The sequence below is a fragment of the Brevundimonas intermedia genome (assembly GCF_004614235.1).
GTDB lineage: Bacteria > Pseudomonadota > Alphaproteobacteria > Caulobacterales > Caulobacteraceae > Brevundimonas > Brevundimonas intermedia_A.
On record NZ_SPVH01000002.1, the window covers coordinates 427,486 to 452,703 of the forward strand.

A 25,218-nucleotide genomic window follows, 5' to 3' on the forward strand; every position below is an offset into this window, starting at 1 on the left:
CTTGTCCTGGCGCACTGGCTTGGTCAGATGTTCGTGGAGAGCAAAGGCTTCACGACACGCGAGGAGAGCCTGAACTATTCGGTTCAAGGCTTGCTGGACACCTTCGGGCGCCACCGGATCAGCATGGCTGATGCTGAGAAGTTTGGGCGCATCGACAAGGTGGTGAAGGGCAGGAAGACGGTTGTCCGCGCCGCTCATCAGAATGCCATCGCCAACATCGTTTATGGCGGCGATTGGGGCCGCGAGAACCTGGGCAACACCCAGCCCGGCGACGGCTGGAAGTTCCGGGGATCGGGCGATAAGCAGATCACCGGGCGCGAGAACATCGAGGCCTCGGGGTTCTCGCCCGAGCAACTACGCACCGACCCCGTCGCCAGCGCCACAGCGTCGGCCGACTTCTTCGTCAAGCACGGCTGCATCGCGCCTGCGGAGCGAGACGACGTGCGCGGCGTGACGCTGAAGGTCAACGGTGGGACGAACGGCCTGACTGATCGGATCGCTGCGACGACGGCCGCCAAGAAGGTCTTCGGACTGTGAGCGGAATTATCCGTCGCCTCGCGGCCTGGGGCATCTCTCCGCTGTTCGCTGCCGCCTTCGTCCTGGGCGTCCTGATCGTCGCCGTCGTCGTGCTGCTGAACACCTGCGCCCCACGCTCGGATGTCAGGCGGGTCGAGGCGAACACCCGCATCCTGGTCAACGACGGGACCGCCAAGGAAGCGGCGGCCGAAGAGCGGCTGACTGACACCACCACCATCAACTACCGCGAAAAGGAACGCGCCAATGCGACCGCTACACTGCCTAACACCCGCCCTTCTGATCGCCGCGTTCGCCGTGGCTGCGTCATCCTGCGCCAGCAGGGAGCACGTGAAGCCGATCTTCCCGTTGCATGCCGATCTGCGCGTTGAGGCCAAGCCCCAGCTCTCGCCGGCGGATCTAGAAAGCGACGCGGCCCTGACGGCGCACGACGATGCGGTCGAGGCCTGGGGCGATCGAGGCTGGGCGGCGGTCGGCCGCATCTGCCGCTGGGCCGTGACCAGCGGGGCGGACCTGCCGTTCCGATGTCCGCCGCCTACAGTGCCGCCCAGACCAGGCTAGTGCATCAATATATCAGCCGCACAGCGAACCGCTTCGGCTGTGGGCGCGTTGATGGGGAATGGATGACAAGCCCCCACGCGATACCCCCATCGGTTATGAAGACGCGCCCGACGAGGTGAGCAAAGGCGCGTTCAAAATCTCGGGGCTGGCGATCGCGGCTGCTGCCGTCATCTGCCTGGCCCTGATTGCCCTCGTCGTCGTCAGATCCGGCGGCATCTAGGCGACAAGCTCCGCTATCAAGGCCGTCATCCTTCGGGGTGGCGGCCTTTCGCTTTTTGCGGCCACGCTGAAACGGGATCATCGATGGCGCTTTTCAAAGCCATGGATCACTCGGCCAGCAACACCGAAGCCCGCAGCGAACTGCTGAAGCTCATCGCTGAGGCCGTGGTTGAAGAGGACGACCATCGCCGAAAGGCCCTGCTCATCATGGCAGACCACTGGACTGTCGTGCTACGCAATAGAGGCGCGACGCTCCACTAGCCTTTCACAGGAAGCGCCTCCGGCGCAGAAGCCTGCGTAAGGTTCCGTGAAAGAAGATTAGGGTCGCGGCGATTAAACGGGTCATGTCGAGAGCAATGCGCTGGGACGATCGCCGTTCGATACCTACACTGGCATGCGCGTAAGAGCCGCAGTGACCAGCCCTGTGGCGGGGATGATCGCCAGCACCGCCAGCGCGGTCAGTTTCTTAAGCGTGATCGTGAGCATTCCCCGTCCCCTTTTGGATCATCCCTGGTCGGGGATGAGCAAGCTCGGCGCCAGGGATTATGCGTTAGCCATCATCCAGTGTCGGAAGGCATCTGCCGTCGGCCTTCGATCCGAAATCAGCTAGGGGGGGAACGCCGCATTAGCCGAACCCGTCGACGCTCAGCAGCAAGGTCGAGTCTGAAACGTATACCATCACCGCCGCACCCAGCCCGCTCAAAAAAGCGCGCGTATGAAAACCAACAGATGGACGACCAGAGCGCTCTCTTCATCAAGGCGTCTTCGAGAAAGGCGCTCCGGCCTGTTCGGGCTGCGATGGACGTGTCTCCAAAAAGCTAGAATACGAAGTTGGTAAATCCGTCGTGATCGCCGTTGATCACAATGCGCATGTCAGCCACTCCGTCTCCGTTTACGTCTGCCGACAGAACAGTGAAGTCCTTAGCCGCGTCGTAGACTAGCGTGATCTCGCCCGCGGTCTTTGAGAACGCATCGACTAGGCTGAATGCCTGATTACCGCCGATGGTGGTGTTCGCGTCGATCCCGGACATGTCGATTTTGTCGGCATCAGTCAGGTCGATGATCCGATCATAACCCGAATAAGTGCTCTCCGTGATCGAGTTGTAATCGAATGTGTCAGATCCTTCGCCGCCGGTCAGAATGTCGGCTCCACCCTTGCCAGCAATGATATTGTCACCCACCCCGCCAATGATCACATTGGAACCCGCATTTCCTATAGCATTCACGGACTTGGTACTAACCAGCGTGAGGTTTTCGAGATTGTCGGATAGCGTGAAGCTAATGGCCGACTTGACTGTATCCTTCGAACCCTCCCCCGCATTCTCGACGATCATGTCAAGAGTACTGTCGATGGTGTAGGTATCATTTCCCAAGCCGCCGATAAGCGTATCGGCACCCTTCCCTCCGTTTAGTCCGTTGTTGGCCGAGTTGCCGATGATTGTATTATTTAATGCGTTGCCAGCAGCATTGATTGCTGCGTCGCCCGTCAGATTGATGTTTTCGATATTCGCGTTGGCAGCGAGGGAGCCATTGAAAGTCAGCACGCTATCGACGGTATCTGTCCCGCCTCCCGCAACCTCGATTACCACATCACCTAGGTTATCGATGAAGTAGCGATCGTTTCCACTCCCCCCTTCCATACGATCCGCGCCGAGGCCGCCGTCAAGCTCATCTGCGCCAGACCCACCGTAAAGGCGATCGTCACCCCCGCGACCGTAAAGGGCGTCATTGTCTGACCCGCCAAACAGCGTATCGTTGTTGTTGCTGCCGAAGAGAGTATCGGCTCCACCGCCCCCATTGAAACGAACAAACCCACTGTAGTTATCAAAAATTGTATTGAAGCGAATCGTGTTAGATTCGCCGTCACCGGTCACTGTGAGTTCAAAGTTATTGGTTGAGCCGACCGTGACGTTCTCGACGCCGGAGATTAGGCCTCCACTGTTGTAGCCCGAAAAGGTGCCAGCGGCGAGATCGACCACGCCGAAAATGTTGCTGAACTCAAAGGTGTCGATCCCCGCCCCCCCTTCGATCAGGGCACCGGCACCTGAGCTTCCTAATATAAAAAGGTCATTGCCGGATCCGCCGTAGGCTTTATCGGCGCCCGCCATGGATATTTCGTCATTTCCTCCGTCGCCATAAAGTAGATCGGACGACGAGCCGCCAGCAATGTAATCGTCCCCTGCGTTGCCGTGGATCTCGACAGCATCACTTAACGAGAACAAGTTGAAAATATCGCGGCCTGCGCTTCCCAATAGTCGCTCAACGTTGATCAGCTTATAATTCGCTACTGAAATGGAGCCACTATTGGAATCGTAAGACCAAAACGCATGGGGGAAGATAGAAAACGCTCCAAAGTCGAACGTGTCGAAACCAGATCCGCCATCAAACAGAGACTTCGGCGGCTCAGGAAAGCCAATCACGACACTCGATGCTAGAAGTGTATCGTCGCCTGCCTCTCCATATACCTGATCGGTCCCGCTTCCTGCATTAATGATGTCAGCGCCGCCGCCCGCATGAATGACGTCATTGCCCTCAAAACTATTGATGACGTCACCGGAGGATGTGCCGTTCAAGTTGTCGTCGCCAGAGGTTCCGTTAATCGCGGCCATTAGAAGTTCCTTTGGAATTGGCACCGGTGTGAGTCAAAAAAGCCTCGCATTTCGCAGCACTAGCTGTCTAGGCAACATCGTTCTGCCTGACACTAATTTTGGCCGGTCACCTGGATCGCTACCTGTGGGTGAAGTGGTAGCGCGCTGGTTCGATTTCTGTCGTTTTGTTCCCCGCACGCACAGCTAGCTTGCGATCGCAGTATCTCATGCTATCCGGCGGCCGGCGGACCCCCATCACGAGCGCAAGAGCTGGCTTCTAAAAGTTGCAAGAAGCGTCAGGTTGATCTCGTTGGTTCGATGCAGTGCCCTACCACGTCCAAAACTCACACCTTCTTTAGTCCAGTAGGCATGGACGGCAGTGTGATCGGCGGAATCGATCGCTTGCAGCATCTGCCTTTCAATCAGTCGCTTGGAAGACAGGGCTATTCAACATTCAACCGTTCTGATTTCCCGAGGCCTGCCGTATTTGGTCTGCGTGAAGGCAGCGAACCTCCTGGAGCTGACGTTGTTCAAAAAACTGTTGCCTGAGGGGAAGGGTACAAAACCGCTCGCGGATGCCGTGCGCGCGTGTAGATGGCATTTCGCGATGGCCGCGGCATTCAGTGCTATGGTGAACTTACTCTACCTCACGCCAACCATCTACATGATGCAGATCTATGATCGCGTCGTGCCTACTGGCGGCCTCATGACCCTGATCATGATCACCATCGTCGTGGTTTTCGCCTTGGGCTGCCTTGCACTCCTGGACGGCCTGAGGACGCGTCTGATGGTTCGTGCCGGGTTGAGGTTAGACAGGGTTTTAGCCAGCACGGTACTTACCCGCGCGATTTCACTTCAGGACAACAGCGGTCGTTCGATCCAAGCTCTGAGGGAATTCGACAACACCCGCGGGGCGTTGGCGGGCCCCGGGGTCATGGCGTTGTTTGATACCCCTTGGACGCTGATCTACCTGCTATTCGCGTTCTTTCTTCACCCGGCATTAGGCTTCCTGACGTTGGTTGGGGCACTTCTGCTGTGTGGCCTCGCGGCTTTAAACGAGCGCGACAGCCGCCCCCAACTAAGGGAGGCGATCTCCGCGCAGAATAGAGCTTATGCCGCGCAGGAAAGTATCGCCGCCCATTTCGACGTCGTACGTGCCCTTGGCATGCGCCGTTCGATGACGTCTCGCCAACTCGACGAGCGGGAGACGGCGACCTCGGCCAATGCGCATGCGCAGTTCACCGGCGGTCGATACAACGGCGCCATAAAATTCGTCAGGTTAGCTCTGCAGTCTTGCGCGCTTGGCCTCGGTGCCTTGCTCACCATAGAGGGGCACATCTCGGCCGGCTCGATTATTGCCGCGTCGATCCTTCTTAGCCGAGCCGTCGCGCCCATCGAACAGATCGTTGGAGCTTGGCCAAGTCTGGTTCAAGGACGTGCCAGCTGGGCGAACCTTGTCAACCTCTTCGAACGCACCAGCGGCGTCGACGTCGAGCGCACGATGCTACCGCCCCCAAGCGGGGACCTCGTCCTGGAAGGGGTCAGCGTGCGCTATAATGACGGTGACTCTCCCCAACTCAAAAACATCTCCTTCAAGCTCGATCCCGGCCAAGTGCTAGGCGTGGTCGGCTCCAGCGGTTCGGGTAAAACTACGCTCGCAAGGGTTATAGCCGGCGCGCAAAAGTGCGGCCTCGGTAAGGTGCGGCTGGACGGCGCTGACTATGAATCCTGGGATGGCGACCAACTAGCGCGTTATATCGGCTACCTGCCCCAAGGGACGGTTCTGTTTGCTGGCACAATCAAGGACAACATCTCTCGCTTCGCTGTCGCGGGAGGCGAAGATCCGGTTGCCGTTGACTTCGCCGCTGTAACCGCTGCCAAGGCGGCGGGAGCGCACGACGTAATCCAGAAACTGCCAGGCGGATATGATGCATTGCTGGGTCCGAACGGCGCGGGCTTATCGGCGGGCCAAGCCCAGCGCATCGGACTTGCGCGTGCGCTATACGGCGCTCCTAAGCTGATCGTCCTCGATGAGCCTAACTCCGCACTTGATCAGGACGGCGAGTCCGCGTTGATGACGGCGATGACCAACGCGGCCGGCTGGGGTGCCACCATCGTAGTGTTCGCTCACCGTGCAGGTGTACTGGCGCGGGTAGATCGGCTGATGGTGATGCGTGACGGTGCCAACGCCCTGATAGGTCCGCGCGAAGAGGTATTGGGCCAGCTGCGCCAGAATCGGTCAGCACTCGACGTGACGAGCGCACAATGAAACGCCTTTTCCGCCACGCCATGCCCAGCAACTCGCCTGCTGATGCCCCGTGGGCAGACGTCTTGGTCGGCGGTGTGATCGCCTTGCTGTTCTTCATCGTCTTTCTGGGTTGGGCCGCCCTCGCGCCTCTGGATGCTGCCGCCTACGCGCCTGGCCAGATCACCGTCTCCGGAAGCCGTCAGGCAGTGCAACACCGCGAGGGCGGCACAGTGCGCGCCTTGCACGTCACCGAAGGAGCGGACGTCCGGCGGGGGGAGGTCCTAATCGTCCTAGACACCAGCGAAATGCAGGCGGTCCAGCGCAGCTTGACCGGCCAAGTTTTCGCCCTTCTCGCTCAGCGCGCGCGTATGACGGCGGAGCGGAATGATCGTCGGGTAGTTCCCATGCCGCCCGAGTTCATTAGCCTGAACTCCGCCGACGCCGAGGTCGCAAAGGAAGCGATGCGGCTGCAACAATTGCAACTTGATGCGCGCAGTAGCGGCCGGTCTTCCCGCATCGGCATTTTTGGTCAACGCATAGATCAGGTGCTCCAGCAAATTGAGGGCCTCAATCGTCAGTCTAAGTCCATCGTCGAACAGCGCCGCCTAATTGAGGAGGAGCTGGAGGGCATCAAGTCGCTGGCGGCTCGGGGATATGCCCCTGAGAATCGCGTCCGGGCCTTGCAACGGTCGGCTGCAGCTCTCGATGGAGATAACGGCGTCCTGCTCGCGCAAATCGCTCAGGCCAATGAAGCCATCGGCGAATCTCGCTTGCAGATGGCGGCTGTCCAAACCGAGCGTGACGAGGAGATCGCCGATCAGTTGCGGCAAGTCGAAGTGCAGTTGAACGATCTGCGTCCCCGCCTCGCTGCCGTCACGGACCAGATTAGCCGCAGCGAGATACGCGCTCCTGCAAGCGGCAAAGTTGTCGGACTGACGCTGCACACCGTAGGTGGCGTAGCTCCTGCAGCTCAGAGCTTAATGGAGATCGTTCCCGAACACGCCGCGCTGGTGATTTCGGCCCGGGTCTCGCCTGTGGACGCGGACAATATCCACGTAGGTCAGGAAACCGAAGTCAGATTCAGCGCGATCCAGGGACGTGTCCTCCCAACTATTTACGGCCGCGTAACTCGCATCTCGGCCGACAGCTTCATCGAGGAACAATCCGGTCGTGGCTATTTCACCGCCGAGGTCCGCGTCCCACCCGAAGAGCTGGCCCGTCTCGGCGCCTCAAGCCGGACGGTCGGCCCCGGGTTGCCCGTTGAGGTCATCGTGCCCCTCCGCAAGCGAACGGCCCTCGCCTATCTTGTAGAGCCACTGGCTCACGCCTTTTGGCGTGCTGGTCGGGAGCAATAATTAGTGGCGCATCAGTCGAGCAGCCCGCGCCGCTGCATGTCGATGATGATTGGATCGCTGAGCGCTGCGATGACCTCCATGTCGAAGGCGTCTGCAGCTTGGATCTCGTCGGCGAAGGAGCGCGGCTGGTTCGCCCGCAAGGTCGATAGCCGCCACGATGACTGCACGACCTTCTGCTGGCCGGCTAGGTGTTCGATGCGCTGCAGCTTCACACCAGCTTGCGATTTAATGAGGGTCTTCCGTGTTCCCATGGTTCGGTCCTCCTGGAGGGGAACCTGACACGACCGTCTGCGATTGTGGAGTCTGAGCCATCCTAGGTGGGTGGTTCGGTTGCGCAAACCGGAGCCGCTGTCTCCTCCCGGGGGCAGCAGCTTCATTCTGATCGGAACCGAACGGCTCGACAGATCATAATCGCCAGATGATTTTTCGCTTTGAAAGTGACGCTGGCGTCCACGGTCACCAGAGCTGGTCCGCAGAGCTTGCGACCGTCCGAGATGCGCAGATCCAGGCGATCCGAACGCTCGGTGAGCTGTTGAGCGAAGACGGGTCGCAGTTCTGGAAAGAGGAGGAAGTCTCGATGACCGTCTCTGACACCAACGGGCTTACCCTGTTCCGGCTAGACCTTGGCGCAGTGAAGGCACCAGCGCTTTCACACCCGGCCATCTAGATCAGCTCCGCCCTCCTTCGGGAGGGTGGGGCCTTTTTGCGTTTAGGCCCCCGTCAGCCGAGCTGCCTCATTGCGATCAGCCACTCGGGTGTCTCCGGTGATCCAGACGTCCAGGCCGCGGTAGTTCAAGCCGCCGTTGTCGCGGATGAGGACCCCTGGCCCGGCCGCCACGACGTGCCAGTCGGCCCCGGTGACGAACAGAGCGCCGGCGTCGATCGCAACATCAATCAGCCCGTCGATCTCAGTGAGCGTCACTTGCCGTCTAGCTCACGCCGGACGTCTTCGGCCATAGGACCGACACGTTCGGCCGCACGCCGCAGGGCCTCCTGGGTGACGCCGAACTTCTCTGCCCAGTCTCGGACTTCATAGTCCTCTGACAGGTTGATGCGGGCGCGGTCGGCTTGGCCGGTCTTCGTTTTGTCGTCGCTCATGATCATCCTCCGTGGGTAGAGCGGAGAACGCACGACAGCGGAATAATGCTGCCGAAAGCGCCACAGCAGCGACCATTCCGGAAACCATTCTGGCAACCAACGCGGCGACGCAAAGTGGCCGGGCGGCTGAAAGTCAATGATGGCGGGGAAAAGGAATGGTGGACGCGACAGGGATTGAACCTGTGACCCCCTCGATGTCAACGAGGTGCTCTCCCGCTGAGCTACGCATCCGCCGTAGGGCTCCGAAAAAGCTGTTCGGAGCGGGAAGAGCGGTCGTATAGCGGCGAGGCCGGGCTTCATCAAGCCGATTTCACGGCCAGAAAGAGATTTCTCGAAAACCGCCGTCAGATCAGCCGCTCAGGCGGCGACCATACGCTCGACCTCGTTTACCAGGTCGCGCAGGTGGACGGGCTTGGACAGGACCTTGGCGTCGGGCGTGGCCTGGGCGGCGGTCAGGGCCACGGCGGCGAAGCCGGTGATGAACATGATGCGCAGGCCCGGCTGACGGGCGGCGGCGACGCGCGCCACCTCGATCCCGTCCGCGCCCGGCATGACGATGTCGGTCAGCAGCAGGTCGTAGGGGCCGTGCTCCAGGGCGTCGATGGCGTCGTCGCCGTTCTCGCAGTCGATGACCTGATGGCCCGCCCGCTCCAGCGCGCGCGTCAGAAACCCGCGCAACGAACCGTCGTCTTCGGCCAGGAGAATACGCGCCATTCGAAAAACATCCTTGAAACAGACGACCAGACTAGAGGCGCAACGGTAAACCGCCGATGAAATTCACCGATCAGCCGACTTCCTTCCACAGCGAAACCCGCTATGCGGGGGCATGACCGACGGCGGCGACAGCTTTTCGATCACCGCGCCGGTCGCGGGCGTCAAGGCGACCGCGCTGGTGTTCGCCTCGCCCCATTCGGGCGACCGCTATCCCGACGACATGGGCGCCGCTCCCGACCTGTCGCTCTCCAGCCTGAAAAGCGCCGAGGACGCCCTGGTCGGGCGGCTGATCGCGGAGGGACCGCGTCAGGGCGCGACCCTGATCGAAGGCCGCGTCGGCCGGGCCTATGTCGATCTGAACCGCGACCCTGGCGAACTGGACCCGGCGCTGATCGACGGGCTGGACGGACCGGTGGGGGCCAAGACGGCGGCCGGTTACGGCGTCGTGCCGCGCCTGGCGGGCGACGGGACGCCTCTCTATGCGCGCCGGTTGAGCCTGGCCGAGGCGCAGGGCCGCATCGACAGGGTTCATCGCCCCTATCACCAGGCCCTGGGCGAACTGATGGAGACGACGCGCGCGACGCACGGGCGAGCCGTGCTGATCGACTGGCATTCCATGCCGACGCGGGCGGTGGGGGCCGAAGTGGTGCTGGGCGACCGTTACGGCTCGGCCTGCAGCGCACGGCTCAGCCGGCGGCTGCGTGACCTGTTCGAGGGGCTGGGCTGGCGGGTGGCGCAGAACCACCCTTACGCCGGCGGCTGGTCCACCCAGCGCTGGGGTCGACCGGACGACGGCTATGAGGCGATCCAGATCGAGTTGAGTCGGCGGCTGTATCTGGACGAGGCGACGCTTCAACCCGCCGCGACCTACGCCACGACGCAAAAGGCCCTGTCGCGCGTGATCGCCGCCCTTTGTGCAGACCCTTGGACCACCTGACTGATCGCTGATCAGATCAAAAAAAAGCCGCACCCGAAGGTGCGGCATTAAAGTCTATAGGGAGGAAACGCCCAGGAAGGGCAAGACGCCCGGAGGCGTCAGAGGTCAACTTAGGTTGCGATGCACAATGGGTCAAGGTCGATATGCGCCTTCGTGGTCACGCCGTGTTACGCAAATACGGCCATGTAACCGGTAACATGGCGCGTATTGGACCAAAGTCGGGCGCCGTCCCTAATCTCGCACTTGCGAAATAGCCGACCTCAGTGCTCCAGCAACCGCCGCGCATTGCGAATGGCTCGCGCGGCCGGCGAGGCTTCCTGGCGATAGATCAACAGGCCGAACGACGAAGCCACCCCCAGCGCCAGCCACAGCGGTCCGAACAGCCAGGCCGCCGCCGCCAGGGCGAAATAATAGCCTCGCACGCCTTGGCTGAACGCGCTCAGGGCGGGGTTCAGCAGTTGCCCCGCCGCCTCGCTGAACGCCTTGCGGTCGGTGTTGGAATGCAACTCGGGGGCCGAGCCGATCAGGGCCAGGGTGTAGTTCATCTGGCGCAGCGCCCAGATGAAATCCAGGAAGCCCCGCGCCAGGCAGATCAGCACCAGGGCCAGTTTGGCCTCCAAAATCTTGAGCGGCACGTTCTCGGCGCCGACCGCGGCGAACCCTTGAAGCGCGCTCTCGCCGCCGAACAATATGCCGCCCACCGCCGCGATCAGCAGCAGATTGGTCGAGGCGAAGAAGGAGGCCGAGTTGATCGAATGGCCCATCAGCTGGCTGTCGATCAGCTTCATCTCGCGGTGGGTCATGGACTGCATCCATACCGCGCGGACATGCTCCATGTCCTTGTTCAACGAGCCGCCCTTCCTGCTGATGAAGGCCAGGATGGGGCTGTATCCCAGCCAGCAGATGAAAAAGAGCGCCAGGGCGGCCCAGTCGGTCAAGGTCATGACCCAGATGTCCGCGATGATGCGCCGCGACGCAAGCCTGTCCGCCACATGTCGCGCTTGCCGTTGCGGGCTGGTAGGCTTATCACGCCTCGCCTTTTCGAATTTCGCAGTCGCAGCAAAGATCCGCCATGAACCTTGACGCCATTCCGGTCGGCCCCAACGCTCCCTGGGACATCAACGTCATCATCGAGATCCCGCAGGGCGGCCTGCCGGTGAAATACGAGATGGATAAGGCCTCGGGCGCCCTGTTCGTCGACCGCTTCCTGCACACCGCCATGTACTATCCGGGCAACTACGGCTTCATCCCGCACACCCTGTCGGACGACGGCGACCCCTGCGACGTGATCGTGCTGAACCCGACGCCGGTCGTTCCGGGCTGCGTCATCCGCTCGCGCCCCATCGGCGTGCTGAAGATGACCGACGAGGCCGGCGGCGACGAGAAAATCCTGGCCGTGCCGGTCGACAAGCTGAACCCCTACTACACCGAGATCGCCAGCTATCGTCAGCTGCCCGCCATCCTGATCGAGCAGATCGAGCACTTCTTCACCCGCTACAAGGACCTGGAAAAGGGCAAGTCGGTCACGGTCCAGGGCTGGGGCGACGCCGGCGAAGCCGCCGACCTGATCGCCGCAGGCATGAAGGCCCACCAGGACAAGCTGGCCAAGACCAAGGCCGCCAACGCCGCCTGATCAGGCGACATCGGCAGAGACATCAAAGGCGCCCTCCGACTGGAGGGCGCCTTTTTGTTGGGCGATCGCGCGCCTACGTTTGAATATTCTAAAGCCTATAGGGGCTGCCTCATTGTTCTAGCAAAGTGAAGCCGTAAAATATGCGCAACGCAAATTCTTAATTCCAAAGATCCAACCGCTCCCAATCTAGTGGAAAGCCGGTCGAACTCATGTGGAGCAGCGGGGATTGTGGAAAAGTCTGTAGGTGAATTTTTAGCCTGTCGTGCCACTGCGAGCCTGGATTGATGGCAAGCAGCATTTGCCTAAGCACTGCGGCGACGGCGTAAAGCTTTGTCACTTGAATGTTTCGCAGATGGTCGAGACTGGGTATTTCGCCAACCCGTGGCAGCGAAGGTGTGCTGATGAAGACCCGATTCCAAAGTCTCCCATGATGCGCGCAGATATTTCTCAGGTCATTGATCGCTCGAACCCATGATGTGAGCAACGACGATCTAGGAAGGCCCATCTGTCCAGCGATCCTGTCGCGATCTCTCAAAGCCATTCCTGATACAAAGTGAGACAGCAGCCCGAAATCCCAAAGCTCGATCGCAATCCAGATAGGCAGTTCTGACGTATATCTACTTTGAAAATGCCTGACAAATTCCTCTTTGCTCCGTCCGACAGACGCATCGAGTCGGCTCAACCATTCATCATGCTTTGATCGTCCTGTACGACCATCTGCAGTCGTGAACTTGGCGTCCAGCTTTGACGGATCGCGGTGAAACCAAGGATCGTAAGCTCCAAGTTGGAGCGCTACAGCGACGCGGAGGGCGACCTCCAGTCTTTCAATGGCATCTAGAAAGAGGAGGCGCAGTTTCTTGTCGAAGACATAAAGATCGACTGCATCTACAAATGCAGCTTGCGCCAGAAAATCATCTTGTCGGCCGCCACGCGGATTAGGCCGCCGCATAGGATACCAGTAGCCGCTAAGCCTGTAGTAGCCGATGCGAGATAGGGCTCGCTCCGCTGCTGCTGCATCCGTCACGCCAAGACCGCGGCGTTGAAGCAATGCGACCTGATCGATTACGGTCAAATGGGGCTTGGTGTAATGCACCATTAGGGCAGCGCCCAAAAGAAAACCGACCCGTGCTTTCGCGAGCGGGCCGGTCGTATTGCAAGACAATATAAGGCTGATTCGATTTTTGTCACCTGGAAAGTGAAACCCACGAAGCTTTCGATTGAAATTTATTCAACCCTATCCAGAAATTTTACGCCACGAAAGGGTCGCGCTCTAAAGAGCGGAATAGTTTCCATATCAGTGAGGCCCTGCCCCTCTCCCGCTCCGCTTCGCGACCTCCTATCTGCACCGCATGACTGAACTGACCCCCCGCGAGATCGTCTCCGAACTGGATCGCTATATCGTCGGCCAGAACGACGCCAAGCGCGCCGTGGCCGTGGCGTTGAGGAACCGCTGGCGCAGGAAGCGCGTGCCGGCGGATCTGCGTGACGAGGTGACGCCCAAGAACATCCTGATGATCGGCCCCACCGGCGTCGGCAAGACCGAGATCGCGCGGCGCCTGGCCAAGCTGGCCGGGTCGCCCTTCCTCAAGGTCGAGGCGACCAAGTTCACCGAGGTCGGCTATGTCGGCCGTGACGTGGACCAGATCGTGCGCGACCTGGTCGAGAGCGCCCTGATCATGGTGCGCGAACGCAGGCGCGGCGACGTGCGGGCCAAGGCGGAAGCCGCCGCCGAGGACCGGATCCTGGACGCCCTGGTCGGACCGGGCGCGGGGCCGGCGACGCGCGACAGTTTCAGGAAGAAGCTCCGGGCCGGAGAGCTGGACGACAAGGAGATCGAGATCTCGCTGGCCGACACCGCCTCGCCGATCCAGGGCCTGGACATTCCGGGCGGCGGCAATGTCGGCCTGCTGAACCTGTCGGAGATGCTGGGCAAGATGGGCGGCGGGCGCACCAAGACCGTCAAGCTGATGGTCCGCGACGCGGTCACGCCCCTGATCGCCGAGGAGGGCGACAAGCTGCTGGATCAGGACAGCCTGACCCAGGAAGCGCTGATGCTGGCCGAGAACGAGGGCATCGTCTTCCTGGACGAGATCGACAAGGTCGCCGCGCGCCAGGGTGCCTCCGGCGCCGACGTGTCGCGCGAAGGGGTCCAGCGCGACCTGCTGCCCCTGATCGAGGGCACCACCGTCTCGACCAAATACGGGCCGGTGAAGACCGACCATGTGCTGTTCATCGCCTCGGGCGCCTTCCACGTCGCCAAGCCGTCAGACCTGTTGCCCGAGCTTCAGGGCCGGCTGCCGATCCGGGTCGAGCTGAAGGCCCTGACGCGCGACGATTTCAAACGCATCCTGACCGAGCCCGAGGCCAATCTGATCCGTCAAAACCAGGCCCTGCTGGCGACCGAGGACGTGACCCTGACCTTCACCGACGACGCGGTCGAGGCCATGGCCGATGCGGCGGTGGCGGCCAACAGCGCCATCGAGAACATCGGCGCGCGCCGGCTTCAGACCGTGATGGAACGGGTGCTGGAGGAGACCAGCTTCAAGGCCTCGGACCTGTCGGGCCAGACGGTGGCCTTCGACGGCGATGCGGTGCGCGAGAAGATGGACGCCCTGACCAAGGACGTCGATCTGAGCCGCTTCATTCTTTAGAGGCGGCCTCCACGGCCTTGCGGTTCTGGCGGTTTCGAAACCGGTCCGCCACCCGCTCGGCCTGACGCTGGGTGAAGGCCAGGGCGGCGGGGTTGCCGCGTCGGGCGCCGATGCTGTCGGCGACCTTGGCGCCCCGCTCGCCGATCGGCAGCGGCTTGCCGGTTGTGGTGTCCACGGCGGTCTGGTGCTCGATCTCGGCGTTCAGCTCGGCGCCCATCAGGATCACCTGCACCGACAGCCAGGTCCACAGCAGAAAGCCCATCATGGCCGCCAGCGGGCCATAGCTGTCGGTCCGTACGAAGTTGTTCAGATACCAGCTGAACAGGAAGGACACCGTCAGGCTGAGCAGCGCCGCGAAGATCGCTCCCGGCGTGACCCACCGCCAGCGCGCCCTCTGACGACAGGGACCGAAGCGGTAGATGACGGTCAGGGCGGCGATATAGCCCGCCAGCAGCAGCGGCCAGCGCAACAGCGCCAGATAGCCCCACTCCTCCTCCAGCCCGAACAGGCGCACCACCACCGGCACGCCGACGACCAGCACCGAGGTCAGCAGCACGGCGAAGATGGCCCCGATGGTAAACCCCATGCAGATCAGGTTGTAGCGCACGAGGTTGCGCATCTCGATCTCGTGGTAGGCGACGTTCAGGCCGTAGAACAGCACCTTGACCGCCCCGTTGGCGGTCCACAGCGACAGGGCCAGGGTCCAGATCAGGGTGAAGGTCAGCTGGCTGTTGGAGTTCTGGGCCAGGCGCTGCATCTCGCCGCCCAGAAACTCGGCGATGCTGGACGGCAAGAGGGCGTAGAGGACGTTCAGCCGTCCCCAGGCGTCGGACGGATCGGCGAACAGGCCGTACAGGGTCACGAACGTACCCAGCAGGGGGAACAGCGACAGAAGGGTGAAGAAGGTCACGCCCCCCGCCAGGAACCCGACCCGGTCCCCGAAATAGGAGCCGCCGGTGCGCCAGACGATGTCGGACCACCCCCTGTGCGGGATGTGCTCGGGTCGCCTGGCCATGCGGCCCCGGCCCGGCTCCTTGGCCTCATAGTCCTCGGGCGTGGGCGGCTTGGGCGGCAGGGGCTCGGGGCGTTCGGGACGCAGCTCGACCCCGACCTTGTGGCCCTGGCTGTACAGTAGGTGGGCGGCGCCCGCTCCGGCCGTCAGCCCCCCGACGGCCGCCGCCACATAGCGCCAGATCCCGCCGCCGCCCTTGCCGCCGCCTCGCGCAGGACGGGGGGAGGACAACAGGCGTGACAGGACGGGCGGGCGGCGGGAGGACTTGCGGTCGGACATGGTCTGGCGAACGGTATAGCTGTCCGGCCGTTCCGCAAATGCTTGAAATCGGCGCCCGCGCGGGCCAATCAGCGACCATGACCGCATCCAACACCCTGCTGACCGCGTGGAAGGCCGCCCAGGCCAGGCTGAAGACCGGCCGCATCGACAGCCCCGCCATCGACGCCCGCCTGCTGCTGGAGGCCGCCGCCGGCGCCAGCCGCATGGACATCCTGACCGACCCCTATCGCGTCATCACCGACGACCAGCTGAGCGCCTATGAGGCGATGGTCGAGCGCCGCCTGAAGCGCGAGCCGGTGTCGCGCATCATCGGCAAGAAGGGGTTCTGGAAGATCATGCTGAACGTCACCCCCGACGTCCTCAGCCCCCGCCCCGACACCGAGACCCTGATGGACGTGTCCATGCTGGCCTTTTCCCGGAACGAGGCCTTCGAGGCCATCGACCTGGGCACCGGCTCGGGCGCGATCCTGCTGGCGCTGCTGGCCGAGCGGCCGGCCGCCAAGGGCGTCGGCACCGACATCTCGTCAGAAGCCCTGGCCGTGGCCAAGGAGAATGCGGCCAACCTGGACCTGAATGACCGCGCCGTCTTCCTGCGCACCGAATGGGCGGCGGGCTTCGGCGACGCCAGCTTCGACCTTGTCCTGTCCAACCCGCCCTACATCCCCACCGACCATATCGCGACCCTGGACCCCGAGGTCCGCGACCACGACCCGCACCTGGCCCTGGACGGCGGCCCCGACGGCCTGCAGGCCTATCGCGACCTGGCGCCCGAGGTGAAACGCATCCTGAAACCGGGCGGCGTCTTCGCCGTCGAGATCGGCTGGGACCAGGGCCCCCAGGTCAAGGAACTGTTCGAGGCCGCCGGCTTCACAGACGTCAAGATCATCAAGGACCTGGGCGAACGCGACCGCGTCATCACCAACGGCCCGGACCCGAGGACCAATCCGATCCCCAAGGACTGATTTCCGCACGGTAACGCTTTGATTTTAAAGCGGGGCCTTAGGAACCGCGCCCGCGCAGTCGGATTGATCCCACTCAGATTGGGAGATCCGACATGAAGGCGTTGTGCTGGCACGGCAAGGGCGACATCCGCTGCGAAGAGGTGCCTGACCCCACCATCGAAGACGGCCGCGACGCCGTCATCCGCGTGACCAGCTGCGCCATCTGCGGCTCGGACCTGCACCTGTACGGCGGCTATGTGCCCGGCATGAAGCACGGGGACGTCATGGGCCACGAGACGATGGGCGAGGTCGTCGCCGTCGGCAAGGACAACGACAAGCTCAAGGTCGGCGACCGCGTCGTGGTGCCCTTCACCATCAGCTGCGGCGACTGCAAGATGTGCCGCGCCAGCCTGTACAGCCTGTGCCAGCGCTCCAATCCGAACGGCGCCGAACAGGCCAAACAGACCGGCTATCCGACCGCCGGCCTGTATGGCTACAGCGAGATGTACGGCGGCTTCGCCGGAGGCCAGGCCGAATATCTGCGTATCCCCTACGCCGACGTCGGACCGATCAAGGTGCCCGAGGGGCTGACCGACGATCAGGTGCTGTTCCTGTCCGACATCTTCCCGACCGGCTGGATGGCGGCCGAGAACTGCGACATCCAGCCCGGCCAGACCATTCTTGTGTTCGGCTGCGGGCCGGTGGGCCAGTTCGCCATCCGCAGCGCCTTCATGATGGGCGCGGGCCGCGTCATCGCCATCGATCAGGTGCCCGAACGGCTGGCCCTGGCCCAGGCGGCGGGCGCCGAGACCCTCGACTTCTCCGAGGGCGACCTGCAGGAGCGGATCAAGGCCCTGACCAACGGCGAAGGCCCCGATGCGGTGATCGAGGCCGTCGGCCTGGAGAGCCACGGCTCGGGCAGCCTGATGGAGAAGGTCCAGGAGACCGTCGCCGGCAAGCTGGAACGCCCCTATGCGCTGAACGAAGCCATCGTGGCCTGCAAGCCCGGCGGGATCATCAGCCTGCCCGGCGTCTTCGTCGGCATGGTCCCCACGATGCTGGGCGCCTTCATCGGTAAGGCCCTGACGCTGAAGAGCGGCCAGACCCACGTGCAGCGCTACCTGGAACCCCTGATGAAGAAGGTCCTCGACGGCGACATCGACCCCAGCTTCCTGATCACCCACAAGATCGGGCTGGAAGACGGACCGGACGCCTACAAGACCTTCCAGGAAAAGAAGGACGGCTGCATCAAGGTGGTCATCAACCCGTGACGCCGATTTCAGACCCTGCGGCGTGAAAAACACCCTCTGAATAGTGCAATTCGTCTCAAATCCGCCCTCCCCGGCTGTACGGCGCGTCCGATGCGGACGAGCGGAAACAGGATCGCACGGTTTTGGAGGGCGGGCAGGAAGAGGACGCTGGTCGGCGGCAGGGTGTTGAAAACGCTCGCCCCCTGGGCGGCAGATGCGCGGGCTGGCGGCTTTCACTTGCCGAAAGCCGGCGACGGATGTGGGATGGGGGTCTCACGGGGACCCGCGCATGACGACCAGCCGCCTGACGCCACGCTCGCGCGGGCTTCGCCAGAGCGGCGGCTTAACCGAGGACCGCATCTGGGCGCGACTGCGCGGCGGCGCGGTCGATGGCTGGAAGGTGCGACGCCAGCACCCGGTCGGCTGTTTCGTGGTGGATTTCGCCTGTGTCCCACTGCGGCTGGTCATCGAGCTCGACGGCGGGGTGCATGAGCGCGATGAGGTCGCGCTGAACGACCACTACCGCCAGCAGGAGATCGAGGCGCTGGGCTGGACCCTCGTCCGCTTCACCAACGCCGAGCCCTGACCGACCCCAGCCGCATCGACGACGCCATCCGTGATCGCGCCAGAATGCTGGGCTTGTAACCCTCTCCCATTATCGTCTCATAGATCGTATTTTGTGCAAGTTCCTCGATCAGAACTCTGTGTTTTTGCGTGGCATCTTCAAACATTTAACCACTTTCTCAAAACGAGTGCTAAGTCGCGTCGCTGACAGATGGAACGCAGAAAGAGTTTCAATCGCTTTGGGGGCGCGCTCACAGATTGAGAACCCTTTGATTGACTTCGGATTATCTTAGTCTGCAATAACGTTAGAGTATTGCCCATACTATTTAGCGTCGCACGATCCGATGCATCAAGCCGATCGTGTAGATCGTGCAGCCGTACTATGGATACTTGCGCCTCACGCAAGCTATCGACAGCGTGGCTCCAGCCACCGCTTCCAATATGTCTAAGGCTCTATTTCAGCGAAGAAACTAATCTGGTTACTTCAAATGCCGCATCAAAACGCAGAGCTTCGCTTTTAGCCTGCTTAGCAGCTATTTCCGCTGCGCGAGCGGCGGAACGAGTTTTCTGAATTTGCCAGAACGTAAGCCCGAAACCAACGAACGTGAGGATGAAAGACCATCCTGACACTGATGCCGAGTTTTCCGTGGCGAACAACCATACTTGGAGCTTTTCCAGTCAGTGTTCCTCCAGCCAGCTGGATTAAAAGACAACGTTCTTTTTCCAACGTCAATAGCTCTAGTATTGGCCATCATCTCAATGCCAAATTGGCCCTCAGTGCACCTGCGCCTTCCCGATCTCCAACCCGCCGTCCCCGGCGGTGACCGCAATCACCCCGCCGTCCTCGATCTCGCCGGCCAGGAGCTTGCGCGCAATCGGGTCCACCAGATCCTTCTGGATCACCCGCTTCAACGGCCGGGCCCCATAGGCCGGGTCGTAGCCGCGGTCGGCGAGCCAGGCCAGGGCGCTGTCGTCCAGGTCCAGCGACAGGCGGCGGTCGGCCAGCAGTTTTTCGAACCGTGACAGCTGGATCCGCACGATGCCGCCCATCTGGTCGCGGCCCAGGCGGTGGAACAGGATGATCTCGTCGATCCGGTTCAGGAACTCGGGCCGGAAGTGGGCGCGGACGGCGTCCATGACGTAGGGGCGGACGGCCTCGACGTCGTCGCCCTCGCCCTGTTCGGCTAGATACTGGCTGCCCAGGTTGGAGGTCATGATGATCAGGGTGTTGCGGAAGTCGATGGTTCTCCCTTGCCCGTCTGTCAGACGGCCGTCGTCGAGCACTTGCAGAAGCACGTTGAAGACGTCGGGGTGGGCCTTTTCGACCTCGTCGAACAGGACGACCTGATAGGGGCGGCGGCGCACGGCCTCGGTCAGGGCGCCGCCCTCGTCATAGCCGACATAGCCGGGAGGGGCGCCGATCAGGCGGCTGACGCTGTGCTTCTCCATATATTCGGACATGTCGAGCCGGGTGATGGCGGCCTCGTCGGTGAACAGGAACTCGGCCAGGGCCTTGGTCAGTTCGGTCTTGCCCACGCCGGTCGGGCCCAGGAACAGGAAACTGCCCAGGGGACGGTTGGGGTCATTCAGGCCGGCGCGGGCGCGGCGCACGGCGTCGGAGACGGCGGCCAGGGCCTCGTCCTGACCCACCACGCGGCCGCCCAGGGCGGTCTCCATCTGGAGCAGTTTTTCGCGCTCGCCTTCCAGCATCTTGTCAACGGGGACGCCGGTCCAGCGGCTGACGACGGCGGCGATCTGTTCGGCGTCGACGACCTCGGGGGTCAGGGGGCCCCCACGACCTGAAGTGCCGGAGGTTTCCTCAGCCTCGGCTTCTTCAAGTTGCTTTTCGATCTGGGGAATCTGGCCGTAGGCGATTTCGGACGCGCGACCGAGGTCGCCGGCGCGTTGGGCGTTGGCCAGTTCGAGGCGCAGGCGGTCCAGGGTTTCACGCAGTTGCGCCCCCTGCCCCACCTTGTCCTTTTCGGCCTTCCACTGGGTGGTCAGGTCGTTGGACTGGCCCTCCAGATCGGCGATCTCGTCCTCCAGCTTTTCAAGCCGGGCCTTTGAGGCCTGGTCGGTCTCCTTCTTCAGGGCCTCGCGTTCGATCTTCAGCTGGACCAGGCGGCGATCGATCTCGTCCAGGGCCTCGGGCTTGGAGTCCACGGCCATGCGCACGCGGCTGGCGGCCTCGTCGATCAGGTCGATGGCCTTGTCCGGCAGGAAGCGGTCGGTGATGTAGCGGTTCGACAAGGTGGCGGCGGCGACGATGGCGCTGTCCGAGATGCGGACCCCGTGGTGGACCTCGTACTTCTCCTTCAGGCCGCGCAGGATGGAGACCGTGTCCTCGACCGTCGGTTCAGCGACGAAGACCGGCTGGAAGCGACGGGCCAGGGCGGCGTCCTTCTCGACGTGTTTCCTGTATTCATCGAGCGTGGTGGCGCCGACGCAGTGCAGTTCGCCGCGCGCCAGGGCGGGTTTCAGCAGGTTGGAGGCGTCCATGGCGCCGTCGCCTTTGCCGGCGCCGACCAGGGTGTGCATCTCGTCGATGAACAGGATGATGCCGCCCTCGGCCGCCGTGACCTCGGACAGGACGGCCTTCAGCCGCTCCTCGAACTCGCCGCGGTATTTGGCGCCGGCGATCAGGCTGCCCATGTCCAGCGCCATGACGGTCTTGTCGCGCAGGCTCTCGGGCACGTCGCCGTTGACGATGCGCAGGGCCAGGCCCTCGACGATGGCGGTCTTGCCCACGCCGGGCTCGCCGATCAGGACGGGGTTGTTCTTGGTCCGGCGGGCCAGGACCTGGATGGTGCGGCGGATCTCTTCGTCGCGGCCGATGACCGGGTCGATCTTGCCGTCGCGGGCGGCCAGGGTCAGGTCGCGTGCGTAGCGTTTCAGCGCGTCGTAGCCGTCCTCGGCGCCGGCGCTGTCGGCGGTCTTGCCCTTGCGCACCTCGGCGATGGCGGCGTCCAGCTTGTCGGCGCTGGCGCCCGAGGCCTTCAGCACCTCGGCGGCCACCCCGCCCTCCTTGGCCAGTGCGGCCAGCAGGCGTTCGGTGGTGACGAAGGCGTCGCCGGCAGATTTGGAGGCCTCCTCGGCGGCGGCGAAGACCCGGGCGGTGTCGCCGTCCAGATAGAGCTGACCCGAACCGCCCGAGACCTGGGCGCGCTTCTTCAGCGCGGTCTCGATGTCGGCCTCGGCGCGTTTGGCGTCGCCGCCGGCGGCCGTGATCAGATTGCGGGCCAGGCCGTCGCGTTCCTCCAGCAGCACCTTAAGCAGATGCTCGGGCGCGAACTGCTGGTGACGGCGGGCGAGCGCCAGCGACTGGGCCGATTGGACGGCCTGTTTGGCGCGGTCGGAATAGAGTTCGAGATTCATGGTCTTCAGTCCCCTCGTGAGGCGGATAGGTTTCGGCTCGCCCTCTGCGGAGCAGCGCGCCGTTGAGATCGAGGTGGGTGTGACGATCGGGTCACACAAGGGGTCGGCGCGGCCCACATCGGGGCTGTCCGTTGCGCCCTCTGCGGCCTAGGCTTCGCTGAACAGGAGCGCACCGTGATCGCCCATTCCGCCTGGCCCGTCGATCCGGCCGTCATCGGCCCCTTTCTGATCGCCGTGGCCCTGATCGAGCTGACGCCGGGGCCGAACATGGGCTGGCTGGCGCTGGTCGCCCTGGCGCGCGGGCGGCTGGCCGGTTTCGCCGCCGTGGCGGGGGTGACAGTGGGTCTGGCGGTGTGGATGCTGGCGGCCGCCTATGGGCTGACGGAGATCTTCGCCATCTGGCCGCCGCTGTATCAGGGCCTGCGCTGGGCGGGCGTGCTGTTCCTGCTGTGGCTGGCGTGGGAGGCCTGGCGCGAGCCGGCTGCAGACGCAGAGCCGACGCCGGACGTGCGCTCGCTTCGCGGGCTGTTCCTGCGGGGCATGATGGGCAATCTGCTCAACCCCAAGGCGGCCGTCTTCTATGTGGCCCTGTTGCCGACCTTCATGCGGCCGGACCACGGCGCGCCGCTGACCCAGGCCCTGACGCTGGGCGGGCTGCATCTGGCGGTGGCCGTCATGGTCCACAGCCTGATCGTGATGGGCGCGGCGCGCGCGGCCGGCGCCGTGCTGCCGCGTGTCAAAGGTCCGGGGATACGGGCCGTCATGGCCGCCGGCCTCGTGGTCGTCGCCGTTTGGCTGGCCTGGGAGACGCGGACCTGAGCCCGCGTCCCGCCATCCGACCTTAACCCCCCGTCGGGCCGGCCGAGAAGTCGAACTGTTCCGGCTGACGACGCGGGCCACCGAAGTTCCAGGTCAGGCCGATGTAGAAGGCCCGCAGCTTGATGTCCTGCTCCGAGCGCTCGCGGAACTGCGGGGTCTCGTAGATCGTGGTGTTGCTGAAGGTGTTGAACAGGTCGCGCGCGGTGAAGTTGAACGACAGCTGGTCGTTCAACTTCCTGCGATAGCCCAGATTGACCATGCCGCCGGACTCGCGCCGACCTTGGGCCAACAGGCTGTCGCCCTGCCAGAAGCTGGACAGCTGGACGAAATCCTTGGCCGTCGGCTGCCAGTTCAGGCTCAGGCGCCCGCTGGCCAGGGTCGCCTCGCGGTCGCCGCCGCCCGCGACCGAACCGGCGTCGATCTCCTGGCGGAAGACATTGACGCTGGCGCTGTATCGCAGGGTCGGATGCAGACGACCGTTCGCCGTCGCCTCCACGCCCATGTCGCGGCGCGAGCCCAGGTTTTCCGGACGGGTCAGGAAGACGCCGCCGCCGATGTCGGACGCCACGTCGGTGAACGCCTTGTCGGTGTTCCGCAGATAGGCGGTGGCCTGATAGAAGCTCTGGCCCTTTCGCATCTGCCACATGGCCTCGAAGCTGTCGGTTTCCTGCGGCTCCAGATCCGGATTGCCCGAACGAACGTTCAGCGGATCCTGATAGACCACGAAGGGGTTCAGCTGGCTGGGCTGGGGCCGCTGGATGCGGCGCGAATAGCTGGCGCGCAGGGTCTGTTCGGGCGTCAGCTGATACTGGACGTGGGCGGTCGGATAGGCGCGGAAATAGTCCTGGGACGCCGAGGCGCCGCCGGTCAGATCCTTGATCTCGATGTCCGCCTGCTCCAGCCGCAGGCCCAGCTGTGCCGACAGCTTGTCGCCCAGCGGCCGCTCATAGGTGGTGTAGAGGGGCGTGCACCGTCTGGGTCGCCTCGAACCGATTGTTCAGGGCCGGGACGGGCGACAGGGCCGCCTCCGACGGACCGCGCAGGAACTCGGCGTCCTGCTCGGGCCGCTGGGCGTTCAGCTCATAGCCCAGACGCAGTTTTCCGCCGTCGGACATCGGGCGGGTATAGGCGCTGGTGAAGCCCCAGGTGACCTGATCGACCTCGGTCTTTGTCCGCTCATAGAGGGCGGCCGACGCGAGCGTCAGGAAGGTGGTCAGGGTCTGGCCGGTGGTGTCGTTGGCGTTGGAATCGTAGCGCAGTTCGTTGGACCACTCATGCCCGTCGCCGTCGAAGCGGCGCAGCACACGGGCCGTGGCGCCCCAGTTGTTGAAGGTGAAGTCGGAATCGCCGGCGCGACGATAGGCGTTGGTCACGGCGCCGGCCGCATTGCGCGTCTCGAACAGGCCGTCGCCCGTCCCTGAGCCGTCGAAGGCGACGCCGCGCAGTTCGCCGGTCAGCTGGGTCTTGTCGTCCAGCTTGTACTCGGCGGTGAAGCGCGCGAAGGCACCGTTCTGCTCGGACTCGACAGGCTGGTCGACGGTGGTGGTCGAAACCACCGCGCCGGAGACCGGGTCCAGTTGCTCGCGCGTCCGGGTGAAGATCAGTTCGGTCGGATCGGAGCGATAGCTGGCGTCGCCCGACAGGGTCAGGCGGTCTTTCTGGTACGAGCCGCTCAGGCCGGCGTTCCAGCGGCCGTTGTCGCCGAGGTTGACGCGCAGCGAGCCGGTCGATTGCGTGCCCGGCTTGGGCGCCGTGGGCTTGGTGATCAGGTTGATGACGCCGCCCGAGCCTTCGGGGCTGTAGGCGGCGGACGGATTGGTCATGACCTCGATGCGCGCATACTGGCTGGCCGGCAGCTGGATCAGCGCCTGGCCGCGACCGGGGCCGGTCAGGATGCCGGATGGGCGGCCGTCCACCAGGATGGTCACATTGGCGTCGCCGCGCAGGGAGACGTTGCCCCCTGGATCCACGTCCACCGACGGCACATTGCGCAGGGCGTCAGCGAGGCTTCCGGTCGTCGCCTGCAGGTCGTTGGCGAGGCTGTAGCTGGTGGAATCGATGGAGGTGCGCACATCGTTGGCGCGCGCGTTGACGACCACGTCGCCGACGCTGGCCGGCTGCTGCTCGGCCGGTTCGGCCGCCTGGGCGCGGGGCGCCGGCGTTTGAGGGGGCGGCGTCTGGGTCGTCGCCGGGGTCGTCGGCTGGACCGGGGCCTGTTGCGCCAGGGCGGCGCCGGGCAGCACGGCCGCAGCCACGCCCAGCATGAGAAGGAGTTTGGAGGAGGTCATGCCCCGGAAATCCTGAAAGTGCGCCCAGGCGTCCGCGACGCCTTTCGATAAGCGCTGCCTAACGACGCTACTTTGAAAAGCAAAGTTACATCTTCTTCATGCGAGAGGCGGGCCGTCGGCCGTGAAGGGAACCGCCAGCTTCGCCATACGCT

27 protein-coding genes and 1 tRNA gene are annotated in these 25,218 nt (G+C 63.4%); 16 read left to right on the forward strand and 12 right to left on the reverse strand.

Features of this window, described 5'->3' with window-relative positions; all coding sequences use genetic code 11:
* Positions 1-27 precede the first annotated feature (27 nt).
* The 5 genes from EGY25_RS03900 (at position 28) to EGY25_RS16450 (ending at position 1,575) form a co-directional block, all read left to right on the forward strand.
* On the forward strand, positions 28-537 hold the full coding sequence (locus tag EGY25_RS03900) for a glycoside hydrolase family 19 protein (RefSeq protein WP_135193736.1): 510 nt from the start codon (positions 28-30) through the stop codon (positions 535-537).
* Positions 534-905 carry a hypothetical protein gene (locus tag EGY25_RS03905; protein ID WP_135193737.1) on the forward strand — a complete coding sequence of 124 codons (372 nt, stop codon included), beginning with the start codon at positions 534-536 and terminating at the stop codon, positions 903-905. Before EGY25_RS03900 ends, EGY25_RS03905 begins: the two co-directional genes overlap by 4 nt.
* Positions 865-1,095 (forward strand): hypothetical protein, encoded by a 231-nt coding sequence (locus tag EGY25_RS03910; RefSeq protein WP_135193738.1) that lies wholly within the window; start codon positions 865-867, stop codon positions 1,093-1,095. Before EGY25_RS03905 ends, EGY25_RS03910 begins: the two co-directional genes overlap by 41 nt.
* A 58-nt stretch (positions 1,096-1,153) precedes the next feature.
* Complete coding sequence (locus EGY25_RS16445) at positions 1,154-1,315, forward strand: hypothetical protein (protein ID WP_167762470.1); 162 nt, start codon at positions 1,154-1,156, stop codon at positions 1,313-1,315.
* A gap of 83 nt (positions 1,316-1,398) precedes the next feature.
* Positions 1,399-1,575, forward strand: a complete 177-nt coding sequence (locus EGY25_RS16450) for a hypothetical protein (RefSeq protein WP_167762471.1) — start codon at positions 1,399-1,401, stop codon at positions 1,573-1,575.
* Between the two features lie 557 nt (positions 1,576-2,132).
* On the opposite strand, the gene EGY25_RS16840 is transcribed toward EGY25_RS16450, so the two are convergent.
* The gene (locus EGY25_RS16840) at positions 2,133-3,923 is read right to left on the reverse strand and encodes a calcium-binding protein (protein ID WP_135193739.1); all 1,791 of its coding nucleotides are present in this window, start codon (positions 3,921-3,923) and stop codon (positions 2,133-2,135) included.
* A 360-nt stretch (positions 3,924-4,283) separates the two neighbouring features.
* Between EGY25_RS16840 and EGY25_RS16455 the strand changes: the two genes are divergently transcribed.
* The 3 genes from EGY25_RS16455 to EGY25_RS03925 are packed head-to-tail and all read left to right on the forward strand — an operon-like array spanning position 4,284 to position 7,505.
* Positions 4,284-4,451 carry a hypothetical protein gene (locus EGY25_RS16455; protein ID WP_167762472.1) on the forward strand — a complete coding sequence of 56 codons (168 nt, stop codon included), beginning with the start codon at positions 4,284-4,286 and terminating at the stop codon, positions 4,449-4,451.
* Entirely contained in the window at positions 4,429-6,171 is a 1,743-nt protein-coding gene (locus tag EGY25_RS03920; RefSeq protein WP_135193740.1) for a type I secretion system permease/ATPase, read from the forward strand. The genes EGY25_RS16455 and EGY25_RS03920 overlap by 23 nt, the downstream gene beginning before the upstream one ends.
* Positions 6,168-7,505: an HlyD family type I secretion periplasmic adaptor subunit gene (locus tag EGY25_RS03925; protein ID WP_135193741.1), complete on the forward strand. Its 1,338-nt coding sequence runs from the start codon at positions 6,168-6,170 to the stop codon at positions 7,503-7,505. The genes EGY25_RS03920 and EGY25_RS03925 overlap by 4 nt, the downstream gene beginning before the upstream one ends.
* Before the next feature lie 11 nt (positions 7,506-7,516).
* Here the strand turns inward: EGY25_RS03925 and EGY25_RS03930 are convergent, their stop codons facing one another.
* A complete protein-coding gene (locus EGY25_RS03930; RefSeq protein ID WP_135193742.1) occupies positions 7,517-7,756 on the reverse strand; it encodes a hypothetical protein in 240 nt (79 codons plus the stop codon).
* A 167-nt stretch (positions 7,757-7,923) separates the two neighbouring features.
* Between EGY25_RS03930 and EGY25_RS03935 the strand changes: the two genes are divergently transcribed.
* Positions 7,924-8,172 carry a DUF6894 family protein gene (locus EGY25_RS03935; RefSeq protein ID WP_135193743.1) on the forward strand — a complete coding sequence of 83 codons (249 nt, stop codon included), beginning with the start codon at positions 7,924-7,926 and terminating at the stop codon, positions 8,170-8,172.
* A 42-nt stretch (positions 8,173-8,214) separates the two neighbouring features.
* On the opposite strand, the gene EGY25_RS03940 is transcribed toward EGY25_RS03935, so the two are convergent.
* The 4 genes from EGY25_RS03940 to cpdR all read right to left on the reverse strand — a co-directional run bounded on the left by EGY25_RS03940 (position 8,215) and on the right by cpdR (position 9,317).
* Entirely contained in the window at positions 8,215-8,427 is a 213-nt protein-coding gene (locus EGY25_RS03940) for a hypothetical protein (RefSeq protein ID WP_135193744.1), read from the reverse strand.
* Complete coding sequence (locus tag EGY25_RS03945) at positions 8,424-8,603, reverse strand: DUF3606 domain-containing protein (protein WP_135193745.1); 180 nt, start codon at positions 8,601-8,603, stop codon at positions 8,424-8,426. The genes EGY25_RS03940 and EGY25_RS03945 overlap by 4 nt, the downstream gene beginning before the upstream one ends.
* A 156-nt stretch (positions 8,604-8,759) precedes the next feature.
* A tRNA-Val gene (locus EGY25_RS03950) sits at positions 8,760-8,834 on the reverse strand.
* 126 nt (positions 8,835-8,960) lie between these two features.
* Complete coding sequence (gene cpdR / locus EGY25_RS03955; protein ID WP_017506825.1) at positions 8,961-9,317, reverse strand: cell cycle two-component system response regulator CpdR; 357 nt, start codon at positions 9,315-9,317, stop codon at positions 8,961-8,963.
* Between the two features lie 112 nt (positions 9,318-9,429).
* Between cpdR and EGY25_RS03960 the strand changes: the two genes are divergently transcribed.
* A complete protein-coding gene (locus tag EGY25_RS03960) occupies positions 9,430-10,254 on the forward strand; it encodes an N-formylglutamate amidohydrolase (RefSeq protein WP_135193746.1) in 825 nt (274 codons plus the stop codon).
* Between the two features lie 260 nt (positions 10,255-10,514).
* Here the strand turns inward: EGY25_RS03960 and EGY25_RS03965 are convergent, their stop codons facing one another.
* Positions 10,515-11,198, reverse strand: coding sequence for a DUF599 domain-containing protein (locus tag EGY25_RS03965; RefSeq protein WP_135193747.1), 684 nt, complete (start codon positions 11,196-11,198; stop codon positions 10,515-10,517).
* Positions 11,199-11,326: 128 nt separating this feature from the next.
* Here EGY25_RS03965 and ppa point away from each other — a divergent pair, with 128 nt between their 5' ends.
* Complete coding sequence (gene ppa, locus EGY25_RS03970) at positions 11,327-11,887, forward strand: inorganic diphosphatase (protein ID WP_135193748.1); 561 nt, start codon at positions 11,327-11,329, stop codon at positions 11,885-11,887.
* A gap of 157 nt (positions 11,888-12,044) precedes the next feature.
* On the opposite strand, the gene EGY25_RS03975 is transcribed toward ppa, so the two are convergent.
* Positions 12,045-12,959: an Abi family protein gene (locus tag EGY25_RS03975; RefSeq protein WP_209307966.1), complete on the reverse strand. Its 915-nt coding sequence runs from the start codon at positions 12,957-12,959 to the stop codon at positions 12,045-12,047.
* 277 nt (positions 12,960-13,236) lie between these two features.
* Between EGY25_RS03975 and hslU the strand changes: the two genes are divergently transcribed.
* On the forward strand, positions 13,237-14,538 hold the full coding sequence (hslU, locus tag EGY25_RS03980) for an ATP-dependent protease ATPase subunit HslU (RefSeq protein ID WP_135193750.1): 1,302 nt from the start codon (positions 13,237-13,239) through the stop codon (positions 14,536-14,538).
* On the opposite strand, the gene EGY25_RS03985 is transcribed toward hslU, so the two are convergent.
* Positions 14,528-15,829, reverse strand: a complete 1,302-nt coding sequence (locus EGY25_RS03985) for a YihY/virulence factor BrkB family protein (RefSeq protein ID WP_209307967.1) — start codon at positions 15,827-15,829, stop codon at positions 14,528-14,530. The two genes, hslU and EGY25_RS03985, sit on opposite strands and share 11 nt — an antisense overlap.
* A 77-nt stretch (positions 15,830-15,906) precedes the next feature.
* Between EGY25_RS03985 and prmC the strand changes: the two genes are divergently transcribed.
* The 3 genes from prmC to EGY25_RS04000 all read left to right on the forward strand — a co-directional run bounded on the left by prmC (position 15,907) and on the right by EGY25_RS04000 (position 18,606).
* Complete coding sequence (gene prmC / locus EGY25_RS03990) at positions 15,907-16,791, forward strand: peptide chain release factor N(5)-glutamine methyltransferase (RefSeq protein ID WP_135193751.1); 885 nt, start codon at positions 15,907-15,909, stop codon at positions 16,789-16,791.
* 92 nt (positions 16,792-16,883) lie between these two features.
* On the forward strand, positions 16,884-18,041 hold the full coding sequence (locus EGY25_RS03995) for a zinc-dependent alcohol dehydrogenase (protein ID WP_135193752.1): 1,158 nt from the start codon (positions 16,884-16,886) through the stop codon (positions 18,039-18,041).
* Positions 18,042-18,309: 268 nt separating this feature from the next.
* Positions 18,310-18,606 carry an endonuclease domain-containing protein gene (locus EGY25_RS04000; RefSeq protein ID WP_167762473.1) on the forward strand — a complete coding sequence of 99 codons (297 nt, stop codon included), beginning with the start codon at positions 18,310-18,312 and terminating at the stop codon, positions 18,604-18,606.
* 752 nt (positions 18,607-19,358) lie between these two features.
* Here EGY25_RS04000 and clpB read toward each other — a convergent pair.
* A complete protein-coding gene (gene clpB / locus EGY25_RS04005) occupies positions 19,359-21,959 on the reverse strand; it encodes an ATP-dependent chaperone ClpB (protein ID WP_135193754.1) in 2,601 nt (866 codons plus the stop codon).
* Positions 21,960-22,133: 174 nt separating this feature from the next.
* On the opposite strand from clpB, the gene EGY25_RS04010 reads away from it, so the two are divergent.
* Entirely contained in the window at positions 22,134-22,778 is a 645-nt protein-coding gene (locus tag EGY25_RS04010; RefSeq protein ID WP_245159334.1) for a LysE family translocator, read from the forward strand.
* 22 nt (positions 22,779-22,800) lie between these two features.
* Here EGY25_RS04010 and EGY25_RS16845 read toward each other — a convergent pair whose 3' ends face one another.
* Together EGY25_RS16845 and EGY25_RS16850 are read right to left on the reverse strand one after the other, a co-directional pair.
* Positions 22,801-23,772, reverse strand: a complete 972-nt coding sequence (locus EGY25_RS16845; RefSeq protein WP_348521838.1) for an outer membrane beta-barrel family protein — start codon at positions 23,770-23,772, stop codon at positions 22,801-22,803.
* On the reverse strand, positions 23,723-25,066 hold the full coding sequence (locus EGY25_RS16850) for a TonB-dependent receptor plug domain-containing protein (RefSeq protein WP_280643903.1): 1,344 nt from the start codon (positions 25,064-25,066) through the stop codon (positions 23,723-23,725). The genes EGY25_RS16845 and EGY25_RS16850 overlap by 50 nt, the downstream gene beginning before the upstream one ends.
* Positions 25,067-25,218 lie beyond the last annotated feature (152 nt).